The following is a 21327-nucleotide window of genomic DNA, read 5'->3' on the forward strand; positions in this document are numbered from 1 at the left end:
CTTATTCACCCTCTTTGTAAGCTAGTACTAGACCAGTGGCGACTGCATTACGTGGACCCTCAACCCCTCTAATATTTGCCCGTCCTGAAACAATACTATACTTGGATAAGGCATCTGTTACTAATTGCGGGATCTCAAAATCAAGAGCTGATCCACCAACCAGAGTAACAAATTCAATATCCCGGACGTTTCCGGTGGAGCTAACCCGTTCTAATGAACGAATGGCGTTTACAACAAATACTTTTGTCTTCGCTTCTCGACGTATTGCGCGAATACGCTCCAGTGAATAATTACCCGGTATGGGCACCATTCCATTTGGTGTCAAAATGACAACCCGTGCAAAAGTTCTGGGATCAAGTGGCTTATCAAAAAATTGAACGGTTCCATCTTCGTGACGAATATGGAATAAACTTTCAACCTTCGCCAGCGGATATTTTTTAATATCTTCCGCCAGTGCCGTGTTATCATATCCTAATTCTGATGCAATAAGCAGGGTGACCATATTTCCGGCACCTGCTAAATGGATGGACTTGATTTCACCTGCCCTGTTAATAATTGCTGCATCTGTTGATCCTGCACCCATATCGATAATTGCTAAAGGTTTGTTACTTCCTGGTGTTGTTAAAGCACCGCGGATCGCCATATCGGCTTCGACTCCACCCACTTCAACTTTTACACCCAGTTCAGCTTCCAGTTCATGGGCAATCATGTTCATCTGTAATTTATCAGCCTTAACCATGGCGGCAATACCAACGGCATTTTCCATGGAAAATTCTTCCGCAACCCCACCTTTGACAGTTTGTGGTACGAAAGTATCAACGGCTAATAAATCCTGAATTTTGATTGCGCTTGGCAGTTGATCTGTCAGGTTAGACATGACCTGTCTGACCTTTTCAAGCATTCCACCAGCATTAGTGCCAGCTTCTCCTTTAATATCTTCTATAGGAGCGACGGACCGTATTGCATCCATAATTTTTTCAGCACCATCATCGACATTAACCTGAGCTTTTTTGTTAGCGCCCTGAATAATGATTTGACCAGCCGGGATTTTTCTTTCTTTAACATCCCCTGCCGGCGTTTTGATAACAACTGCTGAACGATTTCCGATGAGCGCTCGTGATACAGGGACAACCTGCTTGGTCTCGTCGGATGTTAAATCAAATACGGTTGCAATGCCGTATGGGTTTGATAGCTGTTCAACTACCGAACCTGGTGCGGCAACCTCAATGGCAGCGCGCATGTTTCTTGGCACCTTTTCAATCAGTGAAACTTCATCAACAATCGGAATTTTTTTGACAAGTCGGTTATTAATTAAAACGCCATCATCACGTTGGACAATGGCACCATTAATAAATATGCCGTTATTAACAGCATGGTTAATAATCCGAGAGGAATCTTCAAAATCCACTTCTCTAGGGATAACAACGATAACTGACTCGCCCTTATCACAATTACTAACTTCTCTTATGTCTACGGTCACACCCACACCGATCCCCAATCCCCCTGGTGTAGAGGGATTGTGACCGATCATGGTTGATTCCGTAATAATTGTTTCCGTAATTGTTTCCATTGCCACATCCCCAATAACGGGAGCAGCTTCATTGATCCGGATTAAATCAACATTTTCTACGGTTAAACCAGCTTTTTCCAGGGCTTGTTTGAGAGAGGCGAAAACTCCATGAATATTTTGACGTGTACCCTTCATCCCGGTGGTATCAACGATGCCACTGCAGAGAAATTCAGGCTTTCCGTCGACATATCGGGCAAGCGCTGTTTCAGTACTTGCATTTCCAATATCTATTCCTGCAATAATCATATGTTAGTCCTCCCAACACTTCCTATTCTGCTAATTCTATAAGAATTCTTTTGATCGTTTTCTGTTGTAGTATACTTCAGCAGCTTCAGCTACTAAAGAAGCTGAAATTGGAGCATTGTATTGATTTTTAAGTTCAGCAGCAATCGCCAATAATTCGTCTTTGGTTGATTTGTATGGACGAAGGGCATTGTAGATTTCTAATAAACGAGCATCTGGAACAGCAATCAGTTCAGCAGCTCTTCTTAAGTTTCTGGCAAATGCATCACGGTTTACAGATTCAGCAACTTGAGCTTGCAGTTCAAGGGTTTCCGGTCTGATACGTAAGTCTTCTGGTGTTAATTGGCCAGCTAATAATTTATCTAAGGTTAATTCTTTGTAAGCTTTTCCGGTAGCAGAGAAGATCAGTTCTGGTCTTTTATCTCCGATTGGATAATCAGCTTTCGTAACGGTTCCGCAAGCTGCTGGAGCTGGAGCTGCAGCGGTACTCATAGAACTCATAACTTGTTTAACGATTTGTTCCAACATTTGTTCTTGTGTCATTCTGGTCACCTCCACTTATACAAACGAAACTTGTTGTTCGACGGCTTTTTTACCGGCTTCAACATGTTCAGTTTCTTTAATATGTAATAAGGCTGCCTTTGCCTGGTAAGCTGGACGAGCCATTTGGTCGTTTCTTACTGGAACGGGTGCTGGGCTTTCGCCTTTAGCATATTTAGCAGCGTTTTTCCCAATCATTCGATATGTTTCTAAATCGATCAATGGTGCTTGAGAAAATAATTCTAAGTTACTTAACTGTGGTAAATCTTTTTGGTGAATTAATGAAGTACCTTTTGACTGTAAGCCAATACCGATACCTGATCCAGAAAGTTTTGCAGCGGTATGACCGCATACAGCAACGTCAGAACTTCGGTAAATTTTGATAACTCGGGCTTTTAAGCCTTCTTCTTCGATACCAGCGATAATTTCTTTAAGAACTTTATCGTGAGGAATTCCAGTGATTGTGACCGTTTGAGATTCTGCAAAAGCAGGAGCTAAACCGATCAGAACTTCATCACTTGCCATTCCTTGTTTTGCTTCTCCGATTGGAGAAAGTTTAACAGCGCCGGCAGCAGTAGCAGCTGGTGCAGAAGCTGGCGCAGCGCCAGTCATTTCTTTTAAAACATCTTCAATAATGCTTTTTAACATTTGTTCGTTTATAGCCATTTTTTTACACCCCTTCCTATATGCTTGCTGGGTCAACAGCCCATGGAATATCTTGGATTTGTGCCCATCTTTCATCACTGATTACATAACCAGTTTTTACTCCATGATAGGTATTTGGATAGTTAACTGCTGAAATACATTCCCATGTAGCGCTTAATTTAGAAGCAGTGTGTAAGTAGTCACCAGCACATTTCTGTAACTGAATGTTAAAGATTGATTCAGCAACATCTCTCATGCCACCGCGGTCTAAAGCTTTAATAAAGTCAACCGCAGTAGCACCGCGACCCATTAAATCTTCAACAGCTTTAAGGTCAGCAACAACATCACGGTCAGGCATATCTTGTGATCCGCGTGCATAGGTTGCTGCTTCAACTTCAGCATCAGTAATTTCGGTTAAGCCTAATTCTCTAAATAAGATCTGCATTGCGCGAGCGCCTTTAGCACGAGCAGCAACAACGGTATCTTCATCAGCTGGCTGTAAACCGGCATCGATTTTTAAGTCACGTTGGATTACATTCCAATCATCATAATCATCTGCATCCCAGTTGGAGCCTGCAAACATATTATCATAGTTAGGTGTAGCAGAGTAACCAGAACAGATGTAATCAGTTCCTGGTACCATTTGCATTAATGAACGAGCAACGCGTCGTAAGTCAGAGTGAGTAAAGGTCTGGTCATTAGAAGAAGCACACTCTAAATCGAGGCATGCTGCTAATAAGTTTTCAGCCAATACTTCTCGGATACCGCCTGGTACACCAGCTGGAACACCGATACAAGAAACTGAACCATTCTGGCTTCCTTGTACGCCGGCACCCTTAGTGATGTATAAGCATCGAGCTTCAAGATAAAGCATTGATTTGCCTTCTGCATAACCCATTTGTACTTCTGATCCAGAACCAGATGTAAAACGCATTTTTAAACCACGAGAAGCGTAGCTTGATGCTAAGAAAGCTTTAGAGTATGGAGTATCATCACCATCCATGAAAACTGGTTCTGTACCATATACAGAAATAGTTTCAGCGTAAGCGGTGTAACCTTTCATACCAAGGTCAAGTTCGGTAGCTTCTTCAACAGCACATTGTGTTAAGATACCAGGACGACCAACATTTGCACCGACCATGATAGCAAGGGCGTTAAATGGTGCATAACGACCGATACCGACTGTTGTTTCCATTTCATCAAATCCACGGATAGCAGCTTCTGCAGCATCAGCAGCGATTTGAACCATGTTATCTTTTACGTTAGTAACATGACATTGGTTAGAAGGCATTAAACGAGCTCGCATTTTACTTTGAGCCATCATCATTTCTAATACGGTCATGTGACCAAGTACTTCTGTTATTTTAGCAGGAGTGATCGAGGTAGTAATATCTACAACGATATCTCTTGGCACATTAATATCAACCAGCATATTGGCAATTTTGATAGAATCCATTGCCATATATTCCTGGGCTTTTTCTAAACGAATCGCATAGTTTGCGATGAAAGTATCAAGCATATCAAATTCAGCTCGTTTTTTTCCATCTAATTCTACAACCACTCCATTTTCAACAACCAAGCTTGGTGTTGGGTCTTGCGGGCTGTTCATTGCAATGAGACCTACTTCTGGCCATTCTTTAACGAAACCATCCTTTTTGACTGGACGAGCTGCTAAAGCTTCAAATCTTTTTGACTTCATAGTCATTATTCCTCCTACTTTCTTAGAAAACTAACAACAGCTACTTAAATATAAGGAGTTGTTACAGGTGGGCAAGGACCGCCAAGAGCTTCTAAAGCTTGTTTACCAACTTCTCTAGCAGCGTATACGGCTTGACGAACTGCACCAGCGTCTCCAGAAATGAAGATCATTGATTCATTCGAATATTTGGTGCCACCATTATCTGGTGAAGCATAACCACAAAGTTCTACGTTAGCAGCTTTTAAAGCAGCATCTGACATTAATACGCCGATACCAGCTGGTGCGCCAACAATGATTGCAAAGGCTTTTCCGATTGGAGCGCCTAAAGTCATATTACAAGCGAAGCTTGCTCGTGCAGTGTATTGGAATTCCAAGTGACCTGCAGCATTTGCATATACATCTCCGAAGGTTCTGTTTAAGTCGTTAAGAGCAACTTCAACAGCACGTTTAGCATCAGATACATCTTCAGCACCAAAGATAATTAAAGAACCATGACCTGCGCCACCTTCAGTATCTCTTGCAAGTTCACAAGAAACAACTTCGCAATTAGTAGCTTTTACAGCTTCATCAGCAGCGAAAATCTGAGGACCAGCACCAGTTCTAGCGGAAAGAATACCAATAGATCTGTATTTAGGATCAATTTTCATCGCTTCGTGTAAAGTTCTGTCCACGTTTGCAATAACAAAACCGATTGTGTTACCAACAGCTGTTCCTACAAATTCGGTCAATCCGCATACACCGGTTGCAGCGGCTACTGAGCCAGTTTCTTCAACTTCGCTCATTTTTTTCATAACTTCTTCCATCAACTTGTTCATTAAATCATCTTTCATTAATTTACACCTCCGTAATTATTAAAATATTATAGACTTGGTAAAATTTTCTCCACATCACCGTGTGGTCTTGGGATTACGTGTACTGAAACAACCTGTCCTACTTTGTCAGCTGCCGCAGCACCTGCATCAACTGCAGCTTTAACAGCTCCAACATCACCACGAACCATAACAGTTACTAACCCGGAACCGATTTTTTCGTAGCCTACTAATGATACATTTGCTGATTTTACCATCGCGTCAGCTGCTTCGATTACTGCAACCAATCCTTTAGTTTCAATCATGCCTAAAGCTTCGTTTGTCATAAGCTCTATCCTCCTTAATTTCAAGATTTTGTTATTGAACTACCTATATTTTAATTCAAAGTCTATGATAATTACTTGTGCTATTCTTATAAAATTATTCTAGCTATCTTTCAGTTGGCTTGAAAACCTTTTACTATCGCTGTTTTTTGTCTCTGTACACAAAAACATGGTGTAATATTTTGTCTAACACCTACACTTTAAAGCTGTCACATTTCACTTCTTCAAACAAAAAGAACAGGTCAACCACGAGGTTTTCCTGTTCTTTACTTTTACCTTTTTATTTGCTTTTTATGTCAGGATACTTCCCGACGCTTTTCTAAATATTTTTCATCCTTTTGATGGTTGCTGGCTGAATGCTCTTCTTCCTCCAAAGCGATACCACGACGCTCTTTGCGGTATTCGGTCGGCGTCATTCCGGTACTCTTCTTAAAGACCTTGCTGAAATAATTCGGTTCATGATAGGAAAGATCAAGGGCGATATTGATGATTGGAACATCAGTATTGGCCAGCATATCTTTAGCGATTTCGATTTTTCGTTCGGTCAGGTAGGTAACAAAATTAACGCCTGTTTCCTTTTTAAAGATCTTACTCAAGTAGTATGAACTCATATTGGCATACTCGCCGACCTGATCCAGGGAAATATCTTTGTAACAGTTTCGGTCAATATAATTCAAAATATCTTCGATATTGTTTTTTCGTGTTTCTTTGTTGTCGAGCATCCGGTCAAAGACCTTGTCGATAGTTTTCATGATCTCGATTTTTAAATCATAGCGATTCTTATAACCACTGACAAATTGCATGTTATTACTTGAACAGAGCGGGCTACTCAGTTCATAACCGCACATGTCCTGGGTGACGATATTAAGTTCTTCCATAAAATGTTTGATTTCTGCCTGAACTGACATAATATCATAGGTATGATAGTCATAAATCATATCCAGATAGCTAATCAGCGCTGTTCTGGCATCGCTGTACTTTTTCTGAATAATTGCAAAAATAACCTCGTTCATTTTTTCGTCAAATCGTTCTTTCGCATTGTTCTTTAATGAATCAATACTTTGATTAATTGAATCCATGAGCTGTTGGGGGCGGATCGGTTTTAAAAGAAAATCATCCACCCGGGCTTTGATGGCCTGATGGGCAAAATCAAATTCATTGAATGCAGTAATTAAAATGACCTTTTTTTCATGGTCTTCTTTTTTCACCATCTTCAACACATCAATCCCGTTAATCTCCGGAATATTGATGTCCAACAGGATAATATCTGGATTTAATCGTCGAATTTCTTCAATTGCTACCAGTCCCGAAGATGCTTCGCCGACTACCTCGATGTTTTCCCCATGTTGACTCAGAATGAGCTTGATCGCTTCAATTTCTAAATGCTCGTCTTCTACAATAAACAGTTTATACATGATTATAATCCCCTCCCAGCTAGAGATTTACGGGGTATTTTAATGGTAATTTCAGTGCCCTTTTCAAGCTCACTTTTTATTTCAACCCCATAATCGACGCCGTAGTAATACATCAGCCGCTTGTTTGCATTATTAATGCCAATTCCGGTATTCTTTTCCCGACCATCGGCTTCATAAGTGCCATCCAGAATTTTATGGATGCGATCATCTGGAATCCCTTTACCATCGTCAACAATTTTCAAGATGGCAATTTCTTTCATGATGTCAGCTGTTATTTTGACTTCGCCACCTCTTGCATTTGGTTCAATGGCATGAATAATAGCATTCTCCACGAAGGGCTGGATGGTCATAAACGGACATAAGATATCTTCTGCCATCTCATCCACTTCCACCAGATAATTCAGGCGATTGCCCAAACGCATCTTCTGGATGGATAAATAATTTTGCACATGTTCCATTTCTTCTTTTAGCGTTACCACATTGTTTTTTTCTTTTTTCAGGGTGTAGCGCATCATATCTGAAAAAGCATATATCATTTCCTGGGTTTTATCGGCCCCTTCCAAAAGCGCCAACCGACCAATCGTGTTTAAAACATTAAACAGAAAATGCGGATTGATCTGAGCCTGCAGAGCTTTTAGATCAGCTTCTTTCAACGAAGCCTCAACCTCACTTCGCAGTTTTACCTCTTCCATTAATTCCAGATTCTTATTATGCAATTCCTCCTGGATAATGTGAATCATCTGTTTTTCAACCAGATAATTAGCGATCGTATAAAGCAGATCCGCCGCTGCTCTTACTTGGGTTAATGATGTCTTTAATGTTTTGTCATATAAATCCATAATCTCAGGGTTTTTTGAGAAATCCGTCAGTTCATGGCTGGTACCAAAAGGTAAACGCTTCATTTCTTCTTCATCAATTTTTACCTGGCCAGCCATAATGGCGCCCAGGTAATTTCCCTTGACCATGATTGGAACAGCAAGATCTACCAGACCCCCATGACAAATGTAAATCGATGGTTTTCCGGATCGCGCTGACTCAATACCCCCATGGGCATCCGATTGATAACAACAATCCCGATTATTACTGTCTTTTCTGACACAATTACAGAACTCTGAAAAATTACTGTATTCCGTTATCGGATTGCCTTTGTAATCTACTGTAACCGCAGCAAGTCCAGTGGCGTCTGAAAAAGAATCCTGTATTCTTTGCAGCACCTCTACATCAATAATGTCAGTAATCTTTAGTAAGACTCTCATAAAACAACCCCTTTAGTCAATAATCCCATAAAACTTCATTTGCTTCGATTTCCATTGAGTAATATTATAACACAAACAGGAAATTTTTGGCATTTTTTTTACCACTTTAGAATATTTTGCTTTGCATCAGTATTATATTGCTTCGGATTTTTATAGTTGTCACGATTTAAGCCGGATCAGATATTTTCTTGACTTCAGTATTTGAACAATCCCATATTTTATCGGTTGTCAAAAATATATCTAATTTTTTTGATTCATTTCCAGTCAATCGGTACTTTTTTACTCACTTTATCCCCAGATTAAGAAAATACTTGAAATTTTTCTCATCTTTTTAAAAAAACACTTGCAAAAAAAAGACACCTCAATTATACTGTAAAAGTGTCCTGAAAGCAGTATCATCTGGGGGTGTGGCGAAGTTGGGATCGCGTCTGACTGGCAGTCAGAAGGCCAGGGGTTCGAGTCCCCTCATCTCCACCAATTAAGAATTGTATAAGAGAGCCGTTGAGGTTCTCTTTTTTTATGCCCAGGTGTAAAATCGGGTCAAAAAACCCCTACCTTGGGGACACTTTTTTAAAAAACTAAAGCCCAATAACAAAAGTTACTGAGCTTTACGGGATTTTGTGACTAGAATATGATCCAGGGCATCGCTGGCCTTTGCATCGGCCGAATTAATCACATGAGCATAGATATTACCCGTTGTGGATAAATTAGAATGTCCCAGCCGTGAGGATACCGTTTTGAGATCCACGCCGCTGGCAATGAGTATCGAGGCGTTGGTGTGCCGGAGTGAATGCAGGTGTACCGGCTTTAGTCCGTGCTTATCGGTGAACTTCTTCAAATAACCGCCGATGGTGTCCAGGCTCATGGGCTCCCCTAGACAAGGGGGACATTATACCCGGGCTTTAATGGTCGGCTTTATCCGATTACGTTTCCCTCTTCATCGATCTCTTGTGAGCCACCGCCGAAATAGTAACCCTTACTTTCAAGGAAATTAATGAATTCATCCCAGAATAGATCATGATCCACATTATCGGGCAGTTCAACAACGCCGTTAATTTCTATGTATTGACTCATTTATTGGCCGCTTTCTTTTCTTTTGGAACGATGGCCAGTGTATAACCTAATGGATCAAGCAGTTTAAACAGGGTGTCAATCTTCGGGATGGACTTGAGATTCTCAAGGCGCGCAATGGCCGGTTGCTTTAGACCTGTTAGATCAGCAAGCTTTTGTTGAGAAAAACCGCTCGCTTCACGTGCTTCAATTAGTTTACCAATAAGGGCTACCTCAAATTCGACCTCTGCCCTTTCTGAATCGCTCATTAAATCAGGGTCATTATAAAGGTCGCTGAAATCTGTAAATTCTTCATTGCCTATTTTGATACTCATTTTTAGCACATCCTTTCATTAAAATCTTTCATGTTTTTTATTGCTTTATCAATTTCTTTCTGCGGGGTTTTCTGCGTTTTCTTATGGAAATAGTGCAGCAAAACAAAGGTATCATCTTTCCAGTAAAAGAAAAATATCCGGTCTGCTAGAGGTCTTAGCTCCCAGATATCACCATCAATGTACTTAACGGTTGGGTTACCAATCCGGGTACCATATTCTTGTAATGATCGCATATAGGTAGTGATTTTTGTAAATTTGATACGATCTTGCTTACTGGTGCTGGATTTGGCTTTTAAGCTGGTGAGATATTCCCTTATAGGCTCATTGCCTTTGGAATCCTTATAGAAAATTACTTTATACATGGTCACCTCTTCTATAACTGAATTATAACATATTCGTTATATTTTGGCAATCGGCTTTAATTAATTTCATGGGTTTATAACATTTACAACATATATAACAGGGGCTACAAATTAATTTATGACATTTGCGCCATTTACGACACGATCCAGAAAATAAAAAAGTGCCTACGGCACTTTTTTATGCCCGGATGCGGGATTTTAATATGGTTTCGGCTCTTCTTATCTGTAACGGGAAGCCAGTGCTTCGATACGATTGATTAGTTCGGTTCTGATTTCGATCGGGCCAATGCATTCACATTCAGGACCAAATCCCAGTAAAATATTATATCCGTAATCGTCAGGGACAAACATAAAGTCAACCAGAAACTTATTTTCTCCAAATGGTTTAATTTGTTCTTCCCCGCAGAGTTCCATCATTTTTTCATAAAGAGAATCATCAACTAGCAGTTGTATTGGTATCAAGTTATGATTAATCCAGTCTCCACCACCCAAAGGTTTGGGAGAAAACGCTCTCGGTATAAACGAAGTTGTATCAATAACCAAATTTGATATCCGAAATAACTTAAATATGCGGAAATCCTGTTTTTCCAGGCAGTAAGCCTGTAAATACCAATGCGTTTCCTTTAACACCAGTTGATAGGGTTCAACCTGTCGATTGCTGATAACACCATTATTATTGCAGTATGAAAATTGCAGTAGGCGACTTTCTTTAAGAGCTTGTTTTATTTGTTCAATTAATAAGAGCAGCGATTTGTTGCCCATCCATGTCGTTAGGTCAATTGTAATCTGATTCGCCTTTATGATTTGCTTTTTTGGCAGAAGATTTTTAACTTTCTCAAGCGTTCCAATCATCTCTTTTGACGATAGTGTCGTCGAAACACTATTTAGTCCCATCAAGATGGTTTGCATATCCGATCTGGTAAAGAAGCTTTTGTCAATTTTAAACTCTGGTAAAATACCAATTCCACCTTCTGATCCCGTTGTGGTAAAAATAGGAATTCCGGCTTTTTCGATAGCCTCAATGTCACGATAAATAGTACGCGGTGAAACCTCAAACATATTTGCAAGTTTTGTGGCGCTCATTCTTTCGCAATTTAAAAGCACCATTATGATTGAAATGAGACGATCAATCTTCATTATTATTCACCCCTAGAACATTAGTGGTTTAATTTTACAACTATGACATACTGCTGTCAAGGTTAGTGTGGTAGGCTTAGCATATCAAAAATTGGAGGTATTGAAATGGACTTTGTCAAAGAATACGAGAGAATTATGGCAGAACAGGTGGAAATTGCTTTAGCAACCTGTATTGACGGAGCACCCAATGTCAGAATTGTAAATTTTTGTTGTCAGGATTGTTCTCAGGGAATTATCTATTTTTCTACCTTTGGCGATAATCAAAAGGTGGCCGAATTTGTTAAGAATACAGCCGTCGCATTTACAACCATCCCCCATGAGGGGAATGCCCATGTGCGGGTAAAACATGGGCGGGTCAAAAAAAGCAGCCGTACTATTTACGACTTGAGTGCAGAATTCATTAAAAAAGTTCCCGATTATGCAATAACGATTGAACAAGTCGGCGAACATCTCGTATTGTATGAAATCGAATTTCACGAAGCCGATGTGACGGTCGACTTAGAGAATATCGGCAGTATTCTTCTTTAGTCCACCGGGGTAAGGGACTCTCCGATAAAACTGATATTTTTATACTGAGCTTTTTTCTAAGAGTCCCTTCAAAGACTGTTCTGTTCGTTCTAAGTCCTTCAATCACTAAGAACAATAATTTCAAATCCATACCAGAAAATCCGTCAACTGATCTTCAAATTGTTTTCTTTGGTCTCTAATCTTTCTATTTTTGGGTTAAGGTGTCAAAACTCAATTTAACCATTAGCATACGCTATGTTTTTTTGCAACATGCTCTCATTCTACATATTTGTGTTAAGAATCGGCAAGCTTACTCTTGACACTCAAACCATTTATATCTTTTCAAAAGTGTAAAATATTCCGCACCAACACAGATTTCATTTCTATTCATCCCCGATTTCTGCTAAAATAAGCATAAAGAAAACGTTGCCTACACGAAGGAGACCCATGAAAACACTGTATTCGGCTATTCTATCACTCAACCCCTATGCCGCCTATGATAAAACACAAACGGCAATCTTGCGAAAAACCTTGCTGTGCGATAATATCAAACGCTTAAAAATCATCGGCGTGATCGGTTCATTGGTTAACCTGCTGTTACTTGTTCTTTATTATTCTAGTGATGGCTTAGTGGGGCTGACCACCATTGAATCAGCCTTGCGAATTGCCTGGATTCTAGCCAGTATTATTTATATCTTTGGTGTCGGAAGCCCTCATTTTCCGGAAGCCGTAAAGAAACGGCAGTTTATCTTTTTTTATGGTGCCACCGGGCTCTGTCTGCTCTTTGCCAGTTTGATTACGGCCGTGTTATCCGTTGAGCAGGGTTCCACCTTTTTATATCTCATTAATGTATTGCTGATTGGTAGTTTTTTATACCTATCATTTCTAGAAATGATAGGTATTATCGCCCCCAGTTTTCTGGTTCTTGTCATTTCCATTATTTTTACCCCCAGTTCGATCCTGATGACACAGGGTAATTCGATCAACGTGATTGCCAGCACGGTTTTCGCCATTGTCATTGCCCAGACAATATTAACCTCAAAGTTAAAGCAGCTCTCCAGTACCCAGACAATCCTCGATCAGAAAAAGAACTGGAATATCTCATCGATCTGGATGGTCTGACCCGAATTCCCAACCGCCGCAAGCTGGAAAGCTATTATTTAAGTCATCCCCATATCGCGTTTGCACTGCTGATGGTCGATATCGATTATTTTAAGAACTACAATGATACCTATGGCCACTTGCAGGGTGACCAATGTCTGATCCAGGTTGCCCAGTGCCTGTCCCACCATCCATTTGAGGGACTGACCACCCGTTACGGTGGCGAGGAATTTGTCACTATTATCATACTCGACGATCTGACTGACACCGCAACCCTGGTTGAAAACATACGCAAATCAATCGAAGCCATGCAAATCAGCCATGAAGCCTCTGCTTTTGGGGTTGTCACTGTGAGTATCGGCTATGTTGTCCACTCAGTGGATGAAACTATTCCGAAGAGCAACGACAATTCTGCTGACAGTCTTGAAAGTTTCATTTTAAAGGCCGACCAGGCTCTGTATCAGGCCAAGGAGAACGGCCGCAACCAAATAAAATTATATCGAGAATAAACATCAGGTAATTGACCCACTCGCCTAGATTTATAAGCTAATCTCTCCCCTCCAATGTGCCACCAGTTTTTCTAAGGAATAGCTGGCATTGGCGGGACTGGTGGATGGCAGTTTGATGATTTCCTTGTTGGTTTCCTGATAACAATAGCGGTTATACAATTCATAGGCCTTACCGCCATTGGCATAAATGGTTTCAATATCGGTCTTATTTAAGAGTGACAAAATATCATTCGGCACTACATTCTTAATGGAGCTGTCGCTTGAGCCATTGATATCACAGGAATAAATCACATCCCAGACAGCGATATGGTTTTCTAACAGCACCCTCTTTTGTTCTTCAATGGTGTCAGGAGTTGGCTCGCCCGCCAAGGCACTGATAACTTTCCAGAATCTGTTTTGGGGATGCTGGTAGTAAAAACCGTTTGCTCGGGATTTTACCGACGGGAATGTCCCCAAGATCAAAATTTTTGATTCCTTATTATAAACTGGTTCAAATGCATGAATCATCGGCTTCGTTTTTCTCCCTGCTGATCTTTTATTACATCATATTAATCTAATCTTAAAACACCCGTGAATTTGCCAGGCAGATTCACGGGTGTTTTGGTTTTTTTATTCTTTAGATCCGGATAGCCTGAGCCTCCGTCCATTGAGTAATGGTTTGATCGGGTGAATACTGATAAAGATTAACTGTTTCAATGGCTGAACCGTTTTTAGGCGGTGTGATCACCACAAAGGTTCGGGTGGGATAACCCTGGGCATTGTCAATCCAGGTGCCGCTGTTGGCATAAATGGTTTTTTGATTATCGCGGTTGGTCATGGGAATAACATCGGCCACATGGGTATGTCCGAACACCACAATCCGTTTCGACATGTCCAAATCAAAAAACTGAGTTTTGGCCTGAATATCTGTAAAAGCAGGGGCAGCAGCCTTTGTGATCGCATCACTGACCGGAATTTTCGCTTTAATCCCGTTGATGGTCTGGCGTTCCTCCCAGGTATCCTGAATGTTATGAAAAAGCAGGCCGCTTATCGCGCCGGTTTCTTTATCTTGCTGGGGAATGCAGTCATTGATGGCATAATTCTCGGTAAAGCCATCAATATTGGTTTTTAAAACCTTGTCCTCAAAGCTTTCTTTGACTGGCAAGACCGACAAAATAGCCTTCCAGGTTTGATAATATAAATAGGCATTAAATTGGCTGGGGTCTTCTTTATTGGGAATCATCTCCGGGAAGACATTATCGGACTGGGGATGGCCCTCAATCACACAGGTGGTAGCAATTCGGGTAAAGAAATAACCCGGTGGCAAAATAGTGGTCTCATCATTTGTAATTGCTCGGTTTGAGATTGGATCTGGGGTACAGAAAAAATTGTACTTGTGACCATGCTCGATGACAATTTCTGAATTAGACCCGGTAACATAGGTGCCCAGACCCTGGAGCGCTTCTCTGGCCTGGCTGATGCCCGGAAAGATTCGGGCTACGTCGGCTTCGGTTAGCAATAAGTCATGGTTGCCGGGGACATAGGTTAGCTTAATTTCTCCGGCTTTGATGATGGCATTAAAGCCGTCTATGATGGCCTGGTTGTTGGCCGCCACCTGATCAAAGAAATCTGCCTTTTCCTCTGGCATTTGATAATCCATCGGTAAAAACCATTCATCCAATAAGTCACCAGCGATGACCAGTTCTTTGACATTAGGCGAATTTTTTACCTGGATCAGGAAATCCACCAGTGCCTGCTTGTTCTTTTCCAGCTCAGCAAAAGATGAATCCACGCCTAAATGAAAATCGCTGGCGATAATGATTTGGGTTCGTTCTTCGTTTAACTCCGGGTTGCCAGATAAATCAAAATCTATATTGGTAGCAAAATAGCCGACATAGTCAGCACCCAAAGAAACTTTATCTTTTGAAGCTAAGCTACTTTTAACGATAAGTTTGTATTCTTCTCCCTGGGCAAACCGGGTGATATCCTGATTATTGATGCGGATCGATTTGGGATCATTGAGATCGATTTTTACGACACAGGCTTCTTCGACCGGATCTCCAGCACTATCGATGCGATACAGCTTGACCGCATCATTGATGGTGGCCGGATCCAGTTCATCACTGAATTTAAGCAAAATGGTTTGAATCTGATCATTTACCGGTGGGTTATTAAGCTCGTCCGACATTAACACATTAGACTCAATAGTCAGCTCTTTTGCACCATCCTGAATTGCCGTATAGGCTCCCAGAATCGAATTGGCAATCTTTAAACAGGCAAGGCTGAAATATTTTGTGGTTTTCATTAATCATAACTCCTCAATCATTTATTTTTGATTTGATTTTTGACGCTACTGGACAATCTTATGCTTCTTTTTTTATCTAGTCATTGTTAACCCAATTAACCCAGGAGCTCAATCGACTATTTCTAGCTATTTGCCCATTATTTTTGCTTGCGTTTCTGGGCTTCCACCATAATATTTTTCAGCGTCAGCAGTAAGGGATTGCTCTCGGTATTGCTAAGGGCGTCCTTAGAATAGGTCAAACCGGTCATCGAGTTGGCTTCACAGATATAATAGCTGTCGTTTTCGCCAAACAGAAAATCGATGCTGCCAAAATAAATATCCAGCACCGCCGCCGCATCTTCAGCAATTGCGATTACTTCAGCCGATGGGGTAATAAACTGCAGGTCGCCGCCCTGAGAAAGATTGGATTTAAAATTGTCACCATTATCCCGGATATAAGCGGTTGAGAATTTTCCGCCGCTTAACATAATCCGCATATCCCGACCTTTTGAGGCAGCAATACACTCCTGAATCAGAATATGATCATCAAAATTCATAGCCGCATAAAGATCGAGAATATTTTCCAGTTCTTTTTCGGTCTTGATCTGAACCACCCCTTTGCCCTTGCTGCCGTGCATCACCTTAACCACACAGGGCAGTCCCAGTTCACTGGCAATAAAGGACGGTTTTGTTTTGGGGGTCATCAGCACCGTTTTGGGGAATAAAAAGCCCTGCTCGGCAGCTCCCAGTTTTTGAAAGGTCAGCAGCTTATCGGCGGTGTTGTTCAGGCTTTCGGAGCTATTGACACAAAGCACATTGAGGGCTTCCAGCATTTTGACAACGGCTTTGCTGTGATAATTATTGCCACCAAAAAAGGCCGACAGCGAAAAGTCCGGCACAGCGACCGCTTCGCCAGCGATAAAACAATGCTGACTGTCACCCGGTTCACAGATCACCTGAACCTCACTGACGTCAACCGTTCTGATATTGACGCCCATTTTATTAATGAGTGCAATGATTGTCTGGATTGACGGTTCTGCCAATGTTTCGTGATTGACTAATAACCAACCTAACATGTTTTGCCACCTTCTCGCAGACGTTTTTTCCAGAGCGGTTCGGGTCTGTCCTTGACCTGTTTCATTAAATCCGCAAACATCACCTTGATGTCAAAGGCAACCCCGGGCATGGCATTGGCTTCACATAGATAGAAGGTATCATTTTCACCAAAGAGAAAATCGACACTGCCCATATTGATCTTCAGTAACTGGGCCACCTTTTCAGCGGCTTCAATTACCGCAGCCGGCGGGGTATATTCAACAATATGACCGCCCTTGGCAAGATTAGAGCGAAAGCTCTGTTCATTTTGACGGATAAATGATTTAACAAACTTTCCGTTGGCCAAAATCATCCGCAGATCCCGACCAGAGGAGGCTTTGATACATTCCTGAATAATAATCTCATCACCGATTTTACTGGCGGTACTCATGCTGATCAGGTTATCCAGTTCTTTTTCATTATTGACCAGCACCACCCCTTTGCCTTTACTACCATGCATGACCTTCATCACCACGGGATAATCAAACAGTTTGCTGACAAAGGCTGCTTCGGTAGATTCGGTAACCAACAGCGTTTTGGGAAAGCAAACCGCTTCAATCGACTCCGCCACCAACTGAAAGGTCAGCAGCTTGTCGTCGACATTTTTGATGGCATCATAGGAATTGATACACAGCACACCGAGGGATTCCAGCATTCGCAGCGCCGCCGAGGTATGGTAGTTTTTTTCGGTAAAGAAGGCTGCCACCACATAATCCGGCACCTCCATGATTTCGTCACCAACATAGAGTTTTCCGTCAAAGTCATGGTCACAGACCACATGGATCTGTAGCGGATCAACCACCGTCAGATCAACATGGAGCTCTTCGACCACCTTCATAATTTTCACAATTGATGGATCTTCCATTTTACCGGGATTTCTTAATAACCAACCTTTCATTTTTACCTCCTAATTTTATCTATCTCGTTTAATATATCTGAAATTTTGTCAATCTAAATTTTAATTATCTGATGCACTTAAATATAAATTGGCGTATAAACCGCCCAGCTTCATCAGTTCAGCATGACTGCCAACCTCTTTGATATCACCTTCCATCATGAAAATAATCTTATCGGCATTTTTGATGGTAAAGAGCCGATGGGCGATAATAAAGGTGGTTCGTCCCTTCATCATTGCTTCCATGGCCTGGGTGATCAAAATTTCGGTTCGGGTATCGACTGACGAGGTCGCCTCATCCAGGATTAATACCTTGGGATCGGCAATAATCGTTCGGGCAATGGCCAGAAGCTGGCATTCTCCCTCGGACAGGGTGGTAAAATCACCGCCGATCCTCGTCTCATAGCCCCGCGGCAGTTTTCTGATAAATTCGTCACACTGGGCTTTTTTTGCCGCTGCAATAACATCTTCGCGGGTTGCCCCGCTTTTGCCATAAGCAATATTTTCTTCAATGGTGCCATCAAACAGCCAGGTATCCTGGAGCACCATGCCAAAGGCAGATCTCAAATTAGGTCGGGTCAGGTTTTTGACATTCAAACCTTCTAAAAGAATGCTGCCCTGGTTGATTTCATAAAAACGCATCAGCAGGTTGACCAGGGTGGTCTTACCAGCGCCGCTGGGCCCAACGACCGCCAGAATTTCTCCCGGTTCTGCTGTTAATGACACATCATGAAATAGCGTCCGCTCGGGAAGATAGCCAAACTCGACATTTTTAAACTCAATTCGGCCTTTTGTCGTTGCTACATCAAGAACCTCGGTGCCCCGATCCGGCTGCTCCTCTTCCCGATCGAGAAATTCAAAGATTCGTTCGGCTGCTGCCGCACCGGCCTGGATAAAGTTCAAATTATTAGAAATTAACGCGGTAGGGCTGGCAATATTATTGGCATAAATCAGAAATGCCTGAATCGTCCCAATCGTCATGGTGCCGGTAATGACAAAAATTCCACCCATCACACAGATACCGATATAGGCCAGGTTGTTGATCAGCTTCATCAGCGGTGCGCTGAGCCCCGAATAAAATCGCGAACTTAAATAGGATTTGAAGAACCGCTGATTGATCGCATCAAATTTTTCGGCTGATTTAGCTTCATGATTAAAAGATTTGACAATCAAATGGCCATCATAAACCTCTTCAATCAGACCATTTAGTGATCCTAATTCCTGCTGCTGTCTTCTGAACAGCACCTGGGTTTTTTTTGTGATCAATTTCATCACAAAATAAGACAGCGGAAGGGCAATAAAGAAGATCAGGCTCAGCTGCACATTTAACACCAGCATCATCACAATAATCCCAATAATACTGGTTGCCTGAACCAGGATCTGGGTCAGATTGCTTTGCAGCGCACTAGAAAGGGTCGTCGCATCATTGGTGACCCGCGAAAGTAGATCCCCCCGTTCACTCTGATCTAAGACATTGAGGGTCAGTTTGTTCAGTTTTTCCTGAATATCGGCCCGTAGTCGCTTGATCGCCAATTGCGACAGATAGGTGGTGCGCATGGTCGCATAATAGGCAAACCCGGCACTTAAGATATAAAGCGCCGCCAGGATGATCAGCTGCTGGCTGATATATGAAAAGTCAATATCGGTGTTTTTAGTAATACTATCAGCAATGCTATCGGTGATATCCTTGGTCACAACGGGCGCAAAAATTGCAAAGATGGTGCTGGCAATCAGTGCAACTGCGACAAAAAAGATGAGATGTTTTTTGTCCTTTAAATAATGACTCAGCCGCTGACCGATCGCTCCAAAGCTGTATTTTCTTTTTTTGGTTTTCATAGTGATTCCTCCTTCCCATCGCTATAGGATTGGGATTTCAGAATTTCCTGATAAACCAAACAGTCTTTGATCAGGTCCTCGTGTTTGCCCTGACCAACAATGGCACCGTTGTCAAGCACCAGAATGCGATCGGCATGTTTAATGGTGCTGATCCGCTGGGCGATGATTAACACCGTTTTATCGCCAAATTTTTCGCGAATGGCTTTTCGCACCAGGGAGTCGGTTTTAAAATCAAGTGCCGAGAAGCAGTCATCAAAGATGGTAATCGGGGCTTTTTTGACCGCTGCTCGGGCAATCGAAAGACGCTGCCGCTGGCCGCCGGAAAGATCCTTACCACCCTGGGAAATGGTGCTACTAAGCTGCCCTTCCCGTTCATTGACAAAATCAAGCGCCTGAGCGACCGATAAGGCTTCGGTGACCTCTGCTTCGGTGGCCTGATCCTTGCCGACCCGAATGTTTTCCAGCACCGTTCCGCTAAATAACACCGATTCCTGGGGCGCATAGGCAATGATGCTTCTTAAGTCATGCTGGCTGCAATCCCTAATATCAATCCCATCGATCACGATCGCCCCAGCACTGACCTCATAAAGCCGCAAAATCAGATTGACCAGGGTGGTTTTTCCGGAACCAGTAGCACCAACGATCGCGGTAATTTTTCCCGGTTCAGCGACAAAGTTTAAGCGGTCCAGGACATTGATTTCCGCCCCGCTATAACCAAAGGAGACATCCTTAAATTCAATCCGTCCGGTAATGTTTTTAAGGGCGGTGGGATTTTTCTTATCCTGAATCGAAAAGTCGGTATCCAGCACCTCTTTTACCCGGGCGGCTGAAACCGCCGCCTGAGGATAAGCCATCAGTAAAGCCGATACCAGACCCAGGGCTGACATAAACATTAAGACATATTGGATAAATACCATCAAACCGCCCAAAGTGACGATTTGCTGCTGTACTTCTTCAGCGCCTAACCACAGGATAATCACCATTGTCAGGTTCATCATCAGTTGCATCAGCGGGGCAAAAAAAGCCACCGCATAATTCGCTTTTATCGCCGCTTGCATGCCTTCCTGATTGGCCTGAGCAAATTTCTCGGTTTCATAATCCTGACGATTAAAGGCCCGAATCGCCCGGACTCCAGTCAGTTTTTCTTTCATCAACAGGTTTAGCCGATCGACCTTCTGCTGCATGATCTTAAACAAGGGCATACTTCGGGCGGTAGTTAGTCCGATGATAATGGTGGTGATCAAAAACGATCCCAATAGCAACAGCGTCAGGGTAATGTTTTCGCGAAAGGCCATCACCAGGGCGCCGACGCCGGTGATTGGAACCAGTAACAGTGACCGCAAGCCGTTAATGACAACGATTTGCATCTGGGTGGCGTCAGTGGTCGAACGAGTCAGCAGCGTGGCCGCTCCAAAAAAATTAAAATCAGTCTGAGAAAAACTCTTGACCTTGTCAAACACATCCGCTCGAATCCGACTGGTAAAGGAGGCGGTAACATAGGCTGAATAGTAGCTCGACGCCACCATACAAACCGCCGCTAGCAGCGAGACCGCTAACATCATCGCACCGCTTTTTAAAATATACGGGGTATCCCCTTGAGCCACCCCATTTTCAATAATATCACCCATCATCGTCGGCAGATAAAGCTGGGCTGCCGCCTGACTGAGGACAAAGACAAAAACCAGAATCATCTGAAGCCGGTAATCTTTTAAATAACGTATCAGTAAACTGACCATC

The 21327-nt window shown here is 42.3% G+C and carries 22 protein-coding genes and 1 tRNA gene; 4 read left to right on the forward strand and 19 right to left on the reverse strand.

Annotation, left to right across the window (positions count from 1 at the left end):
* Window position 1: 1 nt before the first annotated feature.
* From QZ998_RS08775 to QZ998_RS08810, 8 genes are all read right to left on the reverse strand, one after another.
* Window positions 2-1816 (reverse strand): diol dehydratase reactivase subunit alpha, encoded by a 1815-nt coding sequence (locus QZ998_RS08775; RefSeq protein ID WP_296559775.1) that lies wholly within the window; start codon window positions 1814-1816, stop codon window positions 2-4.
* 36 nt (window positions 1817-1852) lie between these two features.
* Entirely contained in the window at window positions 1853-2356 is a 504-nt protein-coding gene (locus QZ998_RS08780) for a diol dehydratase small subunit (RefSeq protein ID WP_186893711.1), read from the reverse strand.
* Between the two features lie 15 nt (window positions 2357-2371).
* Window positions 2372-3019, reverse strand: coding sequence for a propanediol/glycerol family dehydratase medium subunit (locus QZ998_RS08785; RefSeq protein ID WP_026396056.1), 648 nt, complete (start codon window positions 3017-3019; stop codon window positions 2372-2374).
* A 16-nt stretch (window positions 3020-3035) separates the two neighbouring features.
* The gene (locus QZ998_RS08790) at window positions 3036-4697 is read right to left on the reverse strand and encodes a propanediol/glycerol family dehydratase large subunit (RefSeq protein WP_296559872.1); all 1662 of its coding nucleotides are present in this window, start codon (window positions 4695-4697) and stop codon (window positions 3036-3038) included.
* A gap of 44 nt (window positions 4698-4741) precedes the next feature.
* Window positions 4742-5527, reverse strand: a complete 786-nt coding sequence (gene pduB / locus QZ998_RS08795) for a propanediol utilization microcompartment protein PduB (protein ID WP_026396058.1) — start codon at window positions 5525-5527, stop codon at window positions 4742-4744.
* A gap of 29 nt (window positions 5528-5556) precedes the next feature.
* Complete coding sequence (gene eutM, locus QZ998_RS08800; RefSeq protein WP_070371827.1) at window positions 5557-5832, reverse strand: ethanolamine utilization microcompartment protein EutM; 276 nt, start codon at window positions 5830-5832, stop codon at window positions 5557-5559.
* Window positions 5833-6125: 293 nt separating this feature from the next.
* On the reverse strand, window positions 6126-7244 hold the full coding sequence (locus QZ998_RS08805; protein WP_296559782.1) for a response regulator: 1119 nt from the start codon (window positions 7242-7244) through the stop codon (window positions 6126-6128).
* Between the two features lie 2 nt (window positions 7245-7246).
* Entirely contained in the window at window positions 7247-8500 is a 1254-nt protein-coding gene (locus QZ998_RS08810) for a PocR ligand-binding domain-containing protein (protein WP_296559784.1), read from the reverse strand.
* A gap of 401 nt (window positions 8501-8901) precedes the next feature.
* Here QZ998_RS08810 and QZ998_RS08815 point away from each other — a divergent pair.
* Window positions 8902-8977, forward strand: a tRNA-Ala gene (locus tag QZ998_RS08815).
* Window positions 8978-9098: 121 nt separating this feature from the next.
* Here the strand turns inward: QZ998_RS08815 and QZ998_RS08820 are convergent.
* From QZ998_RS08820 to QZ998_RS08840, 5 genes are all read right to left on the reverse strand, one after another.
* The gene (locus QZ998_RS08820; RefSeq protein ID WP_296559786.1) at window positions 9099-9365 is read right to left on the reverse strand and encodes a tyrosine-type recombinase/integrase; all 267 of its coding nucleotides are present in this window, start codon (window positions 9363-9365) and stop codon (window positions 9099-9101) included.
* Window positions 9366-9415: 50 nt separating this feature from the next.
* Window positions 9416-9574, reverse strand: coding sequence for a hypothetical protein (locus QZ998_RS08825; protein WP_296559787.1), 159 nt, complete (start codon window positions 9572-9574; stop codon window positions 9416-9418).
* The gene (locus tag QZ998_RS08830; protein ID WP_296559788.1) at window positions 9571-9885 is read right to left on the reverse strand and encodes a helix-turn-helix transcriptional regulator; all 315 of its coding nucleotides are present in this window, start codon (window positions 9883-9885) and stop codon (window positions 9571-9573) included. Before QZ998_RS08830 ends, QZ998_RS08825 begins: the two co-directional genes overlap by 4 nt.
* Before the next feature lie 2 nt (window positions 9886-9887).
* Complete coding sequence (locus QZ998_RS08835) at window positions 9888-10247, reverse strand: type II toxin-antitoxin system RelE/ParE family toxin (RefSeq protein WP_296559789.1); 360 nt, start codon at window positions 10245-10247, stop codon at window positions 9888-9890.
* 219 nt (window positions 10248-10466) lie between these two features.
* Window positions 10467-11384, reverse strand: a complete 918-nt coding sequence (locus tag QZ998_RS08840; RefSeq protein ID WP_296559791.1) for a YafY family protein — start codon at window positions 11382-11384, stop codon at window positions 10467-10469.
* Between the two features lie 105 nt (window positions 11385-11489).
* Between QZ998_RS08840 and QZ998_RS08845 the strand changes: the two genes are divergently transcribed.
* From QZ998_RS08845 to QZ998_RS08855, 3 genes are all read left to right on the forward strand, one after another.
* A complete protein-coding gene (locus tag QZ998_RS08845; RefSeq protein WP_296559793.1) occupies window positions 11490-11912 on the forward strand; it encodes a pyridoxamine 5'-phosphate oxidase family protein in 423 nt (140 codons plus the stop codon).
* A 426-nt stretch (window positions 11913-12338) separates the two neighbouring features.
* Window positions 12339-13013, forward strand: a complete 675-nt coding sequence (locus QZ998_RS08850; protein ID WP_296559796.1) for a hypothetical protein — start codon at window positions 12339-12341, stop codon at window positions 13011-13013.
* 23 nt (window positions 13014-13036) lie between these two features.
* A complete protein-coding gene (locus QZ998_RS08855; RefSeq protein ID WP_296559874.1) occupies window positions 13037-13501 on the forward strand; it encodes a GGDEF domain-containing protein in 465 nt (154 codons plus the stop codon).
* A 30-nt stretch (window positions 13502-13531) separates the two neighbouring features.
* Here the strand turns inward: QZ998_RS08855 and QZ998_RS08860 are convergent, their stop codons facing one another.
* The 6 genes from QZ998_RS08860 to QZ998_RS08885 form a co-directional block, all read right to left on the reverse strand.
* Window positions 13532-14008, reverse strand: a complete 477-nt coding sequence (locus QZ998_RS08860; RefSeq protein WP_296559798.1) for a DNA-deoxyinosine glycosylase — start codon at window positions 14006-14008, stop codon at window positions 13532-13534.
* A gap of 109 nt (window positions 14009-14117) precedes the next feature.
* Window positions 14118-15785: a metallophosphoesterase gene (locus QZ998_RS08865; protein ID WP_296559799.1), complete on the reverse strand. Its 1668-nt coding sequence runs from the start codon at window positions 15783-15785 to the stop codon at window positions 14118-14120.
* A 137-nt stretch (window positions 15786-15922) separates the two neighbouring features.
* A complete protein-coding gene (locus QZ998_RS08870) occupies window positions 15923-16840 on the reverse strand; it encodes a RimK family alpha-L-glutamate ligase (RefSeq protein WP_296559800.1) in 918 nt (305 codons plus the stop codon).
* Complete coding sequence (locus QZ998_RS08875) at window positions 16834-17757, reverse strand: ATP-grasp domain-containing protein (protein ID WP_296559801.1); 924 nt, start codon at window positions 17755-17757, stop codon at window positions 16834-16836. Before QZ998_RS08875 ends, QZ998_RS08870 begins: the two co-directional genes overlap by 7 nt.
* 60 nt (window positions 17758-17817) lie before the next feature.
* Window positions 17818-19590 (reverse strand): ABC transporter ATP-binding protein, encoded by a 1773-nt coding sequence (locus QZ998_RS08880; protein ID WP_296559802.1) that lies wholly within the window; start codon window positions 19588-19590, stop codon window positions 17818-17820.
* On the reverse strand, window positions 19587-21326 hold the full coding sequence (locus QZ998_RS08885; protein ID WP_296559804.1) for an ABC transporter ATP-binding protein: 1740 nt from the start codon (window positions 21324-21326) through the stop codon (window positions 19587-19589). The genes QZ998_RS08880 and QZ998_RS08885 overlap by 4 nt, the downstream gene beginning before the upstream one ends.
* Window position 21327: the final 1 nt, after the last annotated feature.

It is taken from the genome of uncultured Acetobacterium sp., assembly GCF_927416815.1.
Lineage (GTDB): Bacteria > Bacillota > Clostridia > Eubacteriales > Eubacteriaceae > Acetobacterium.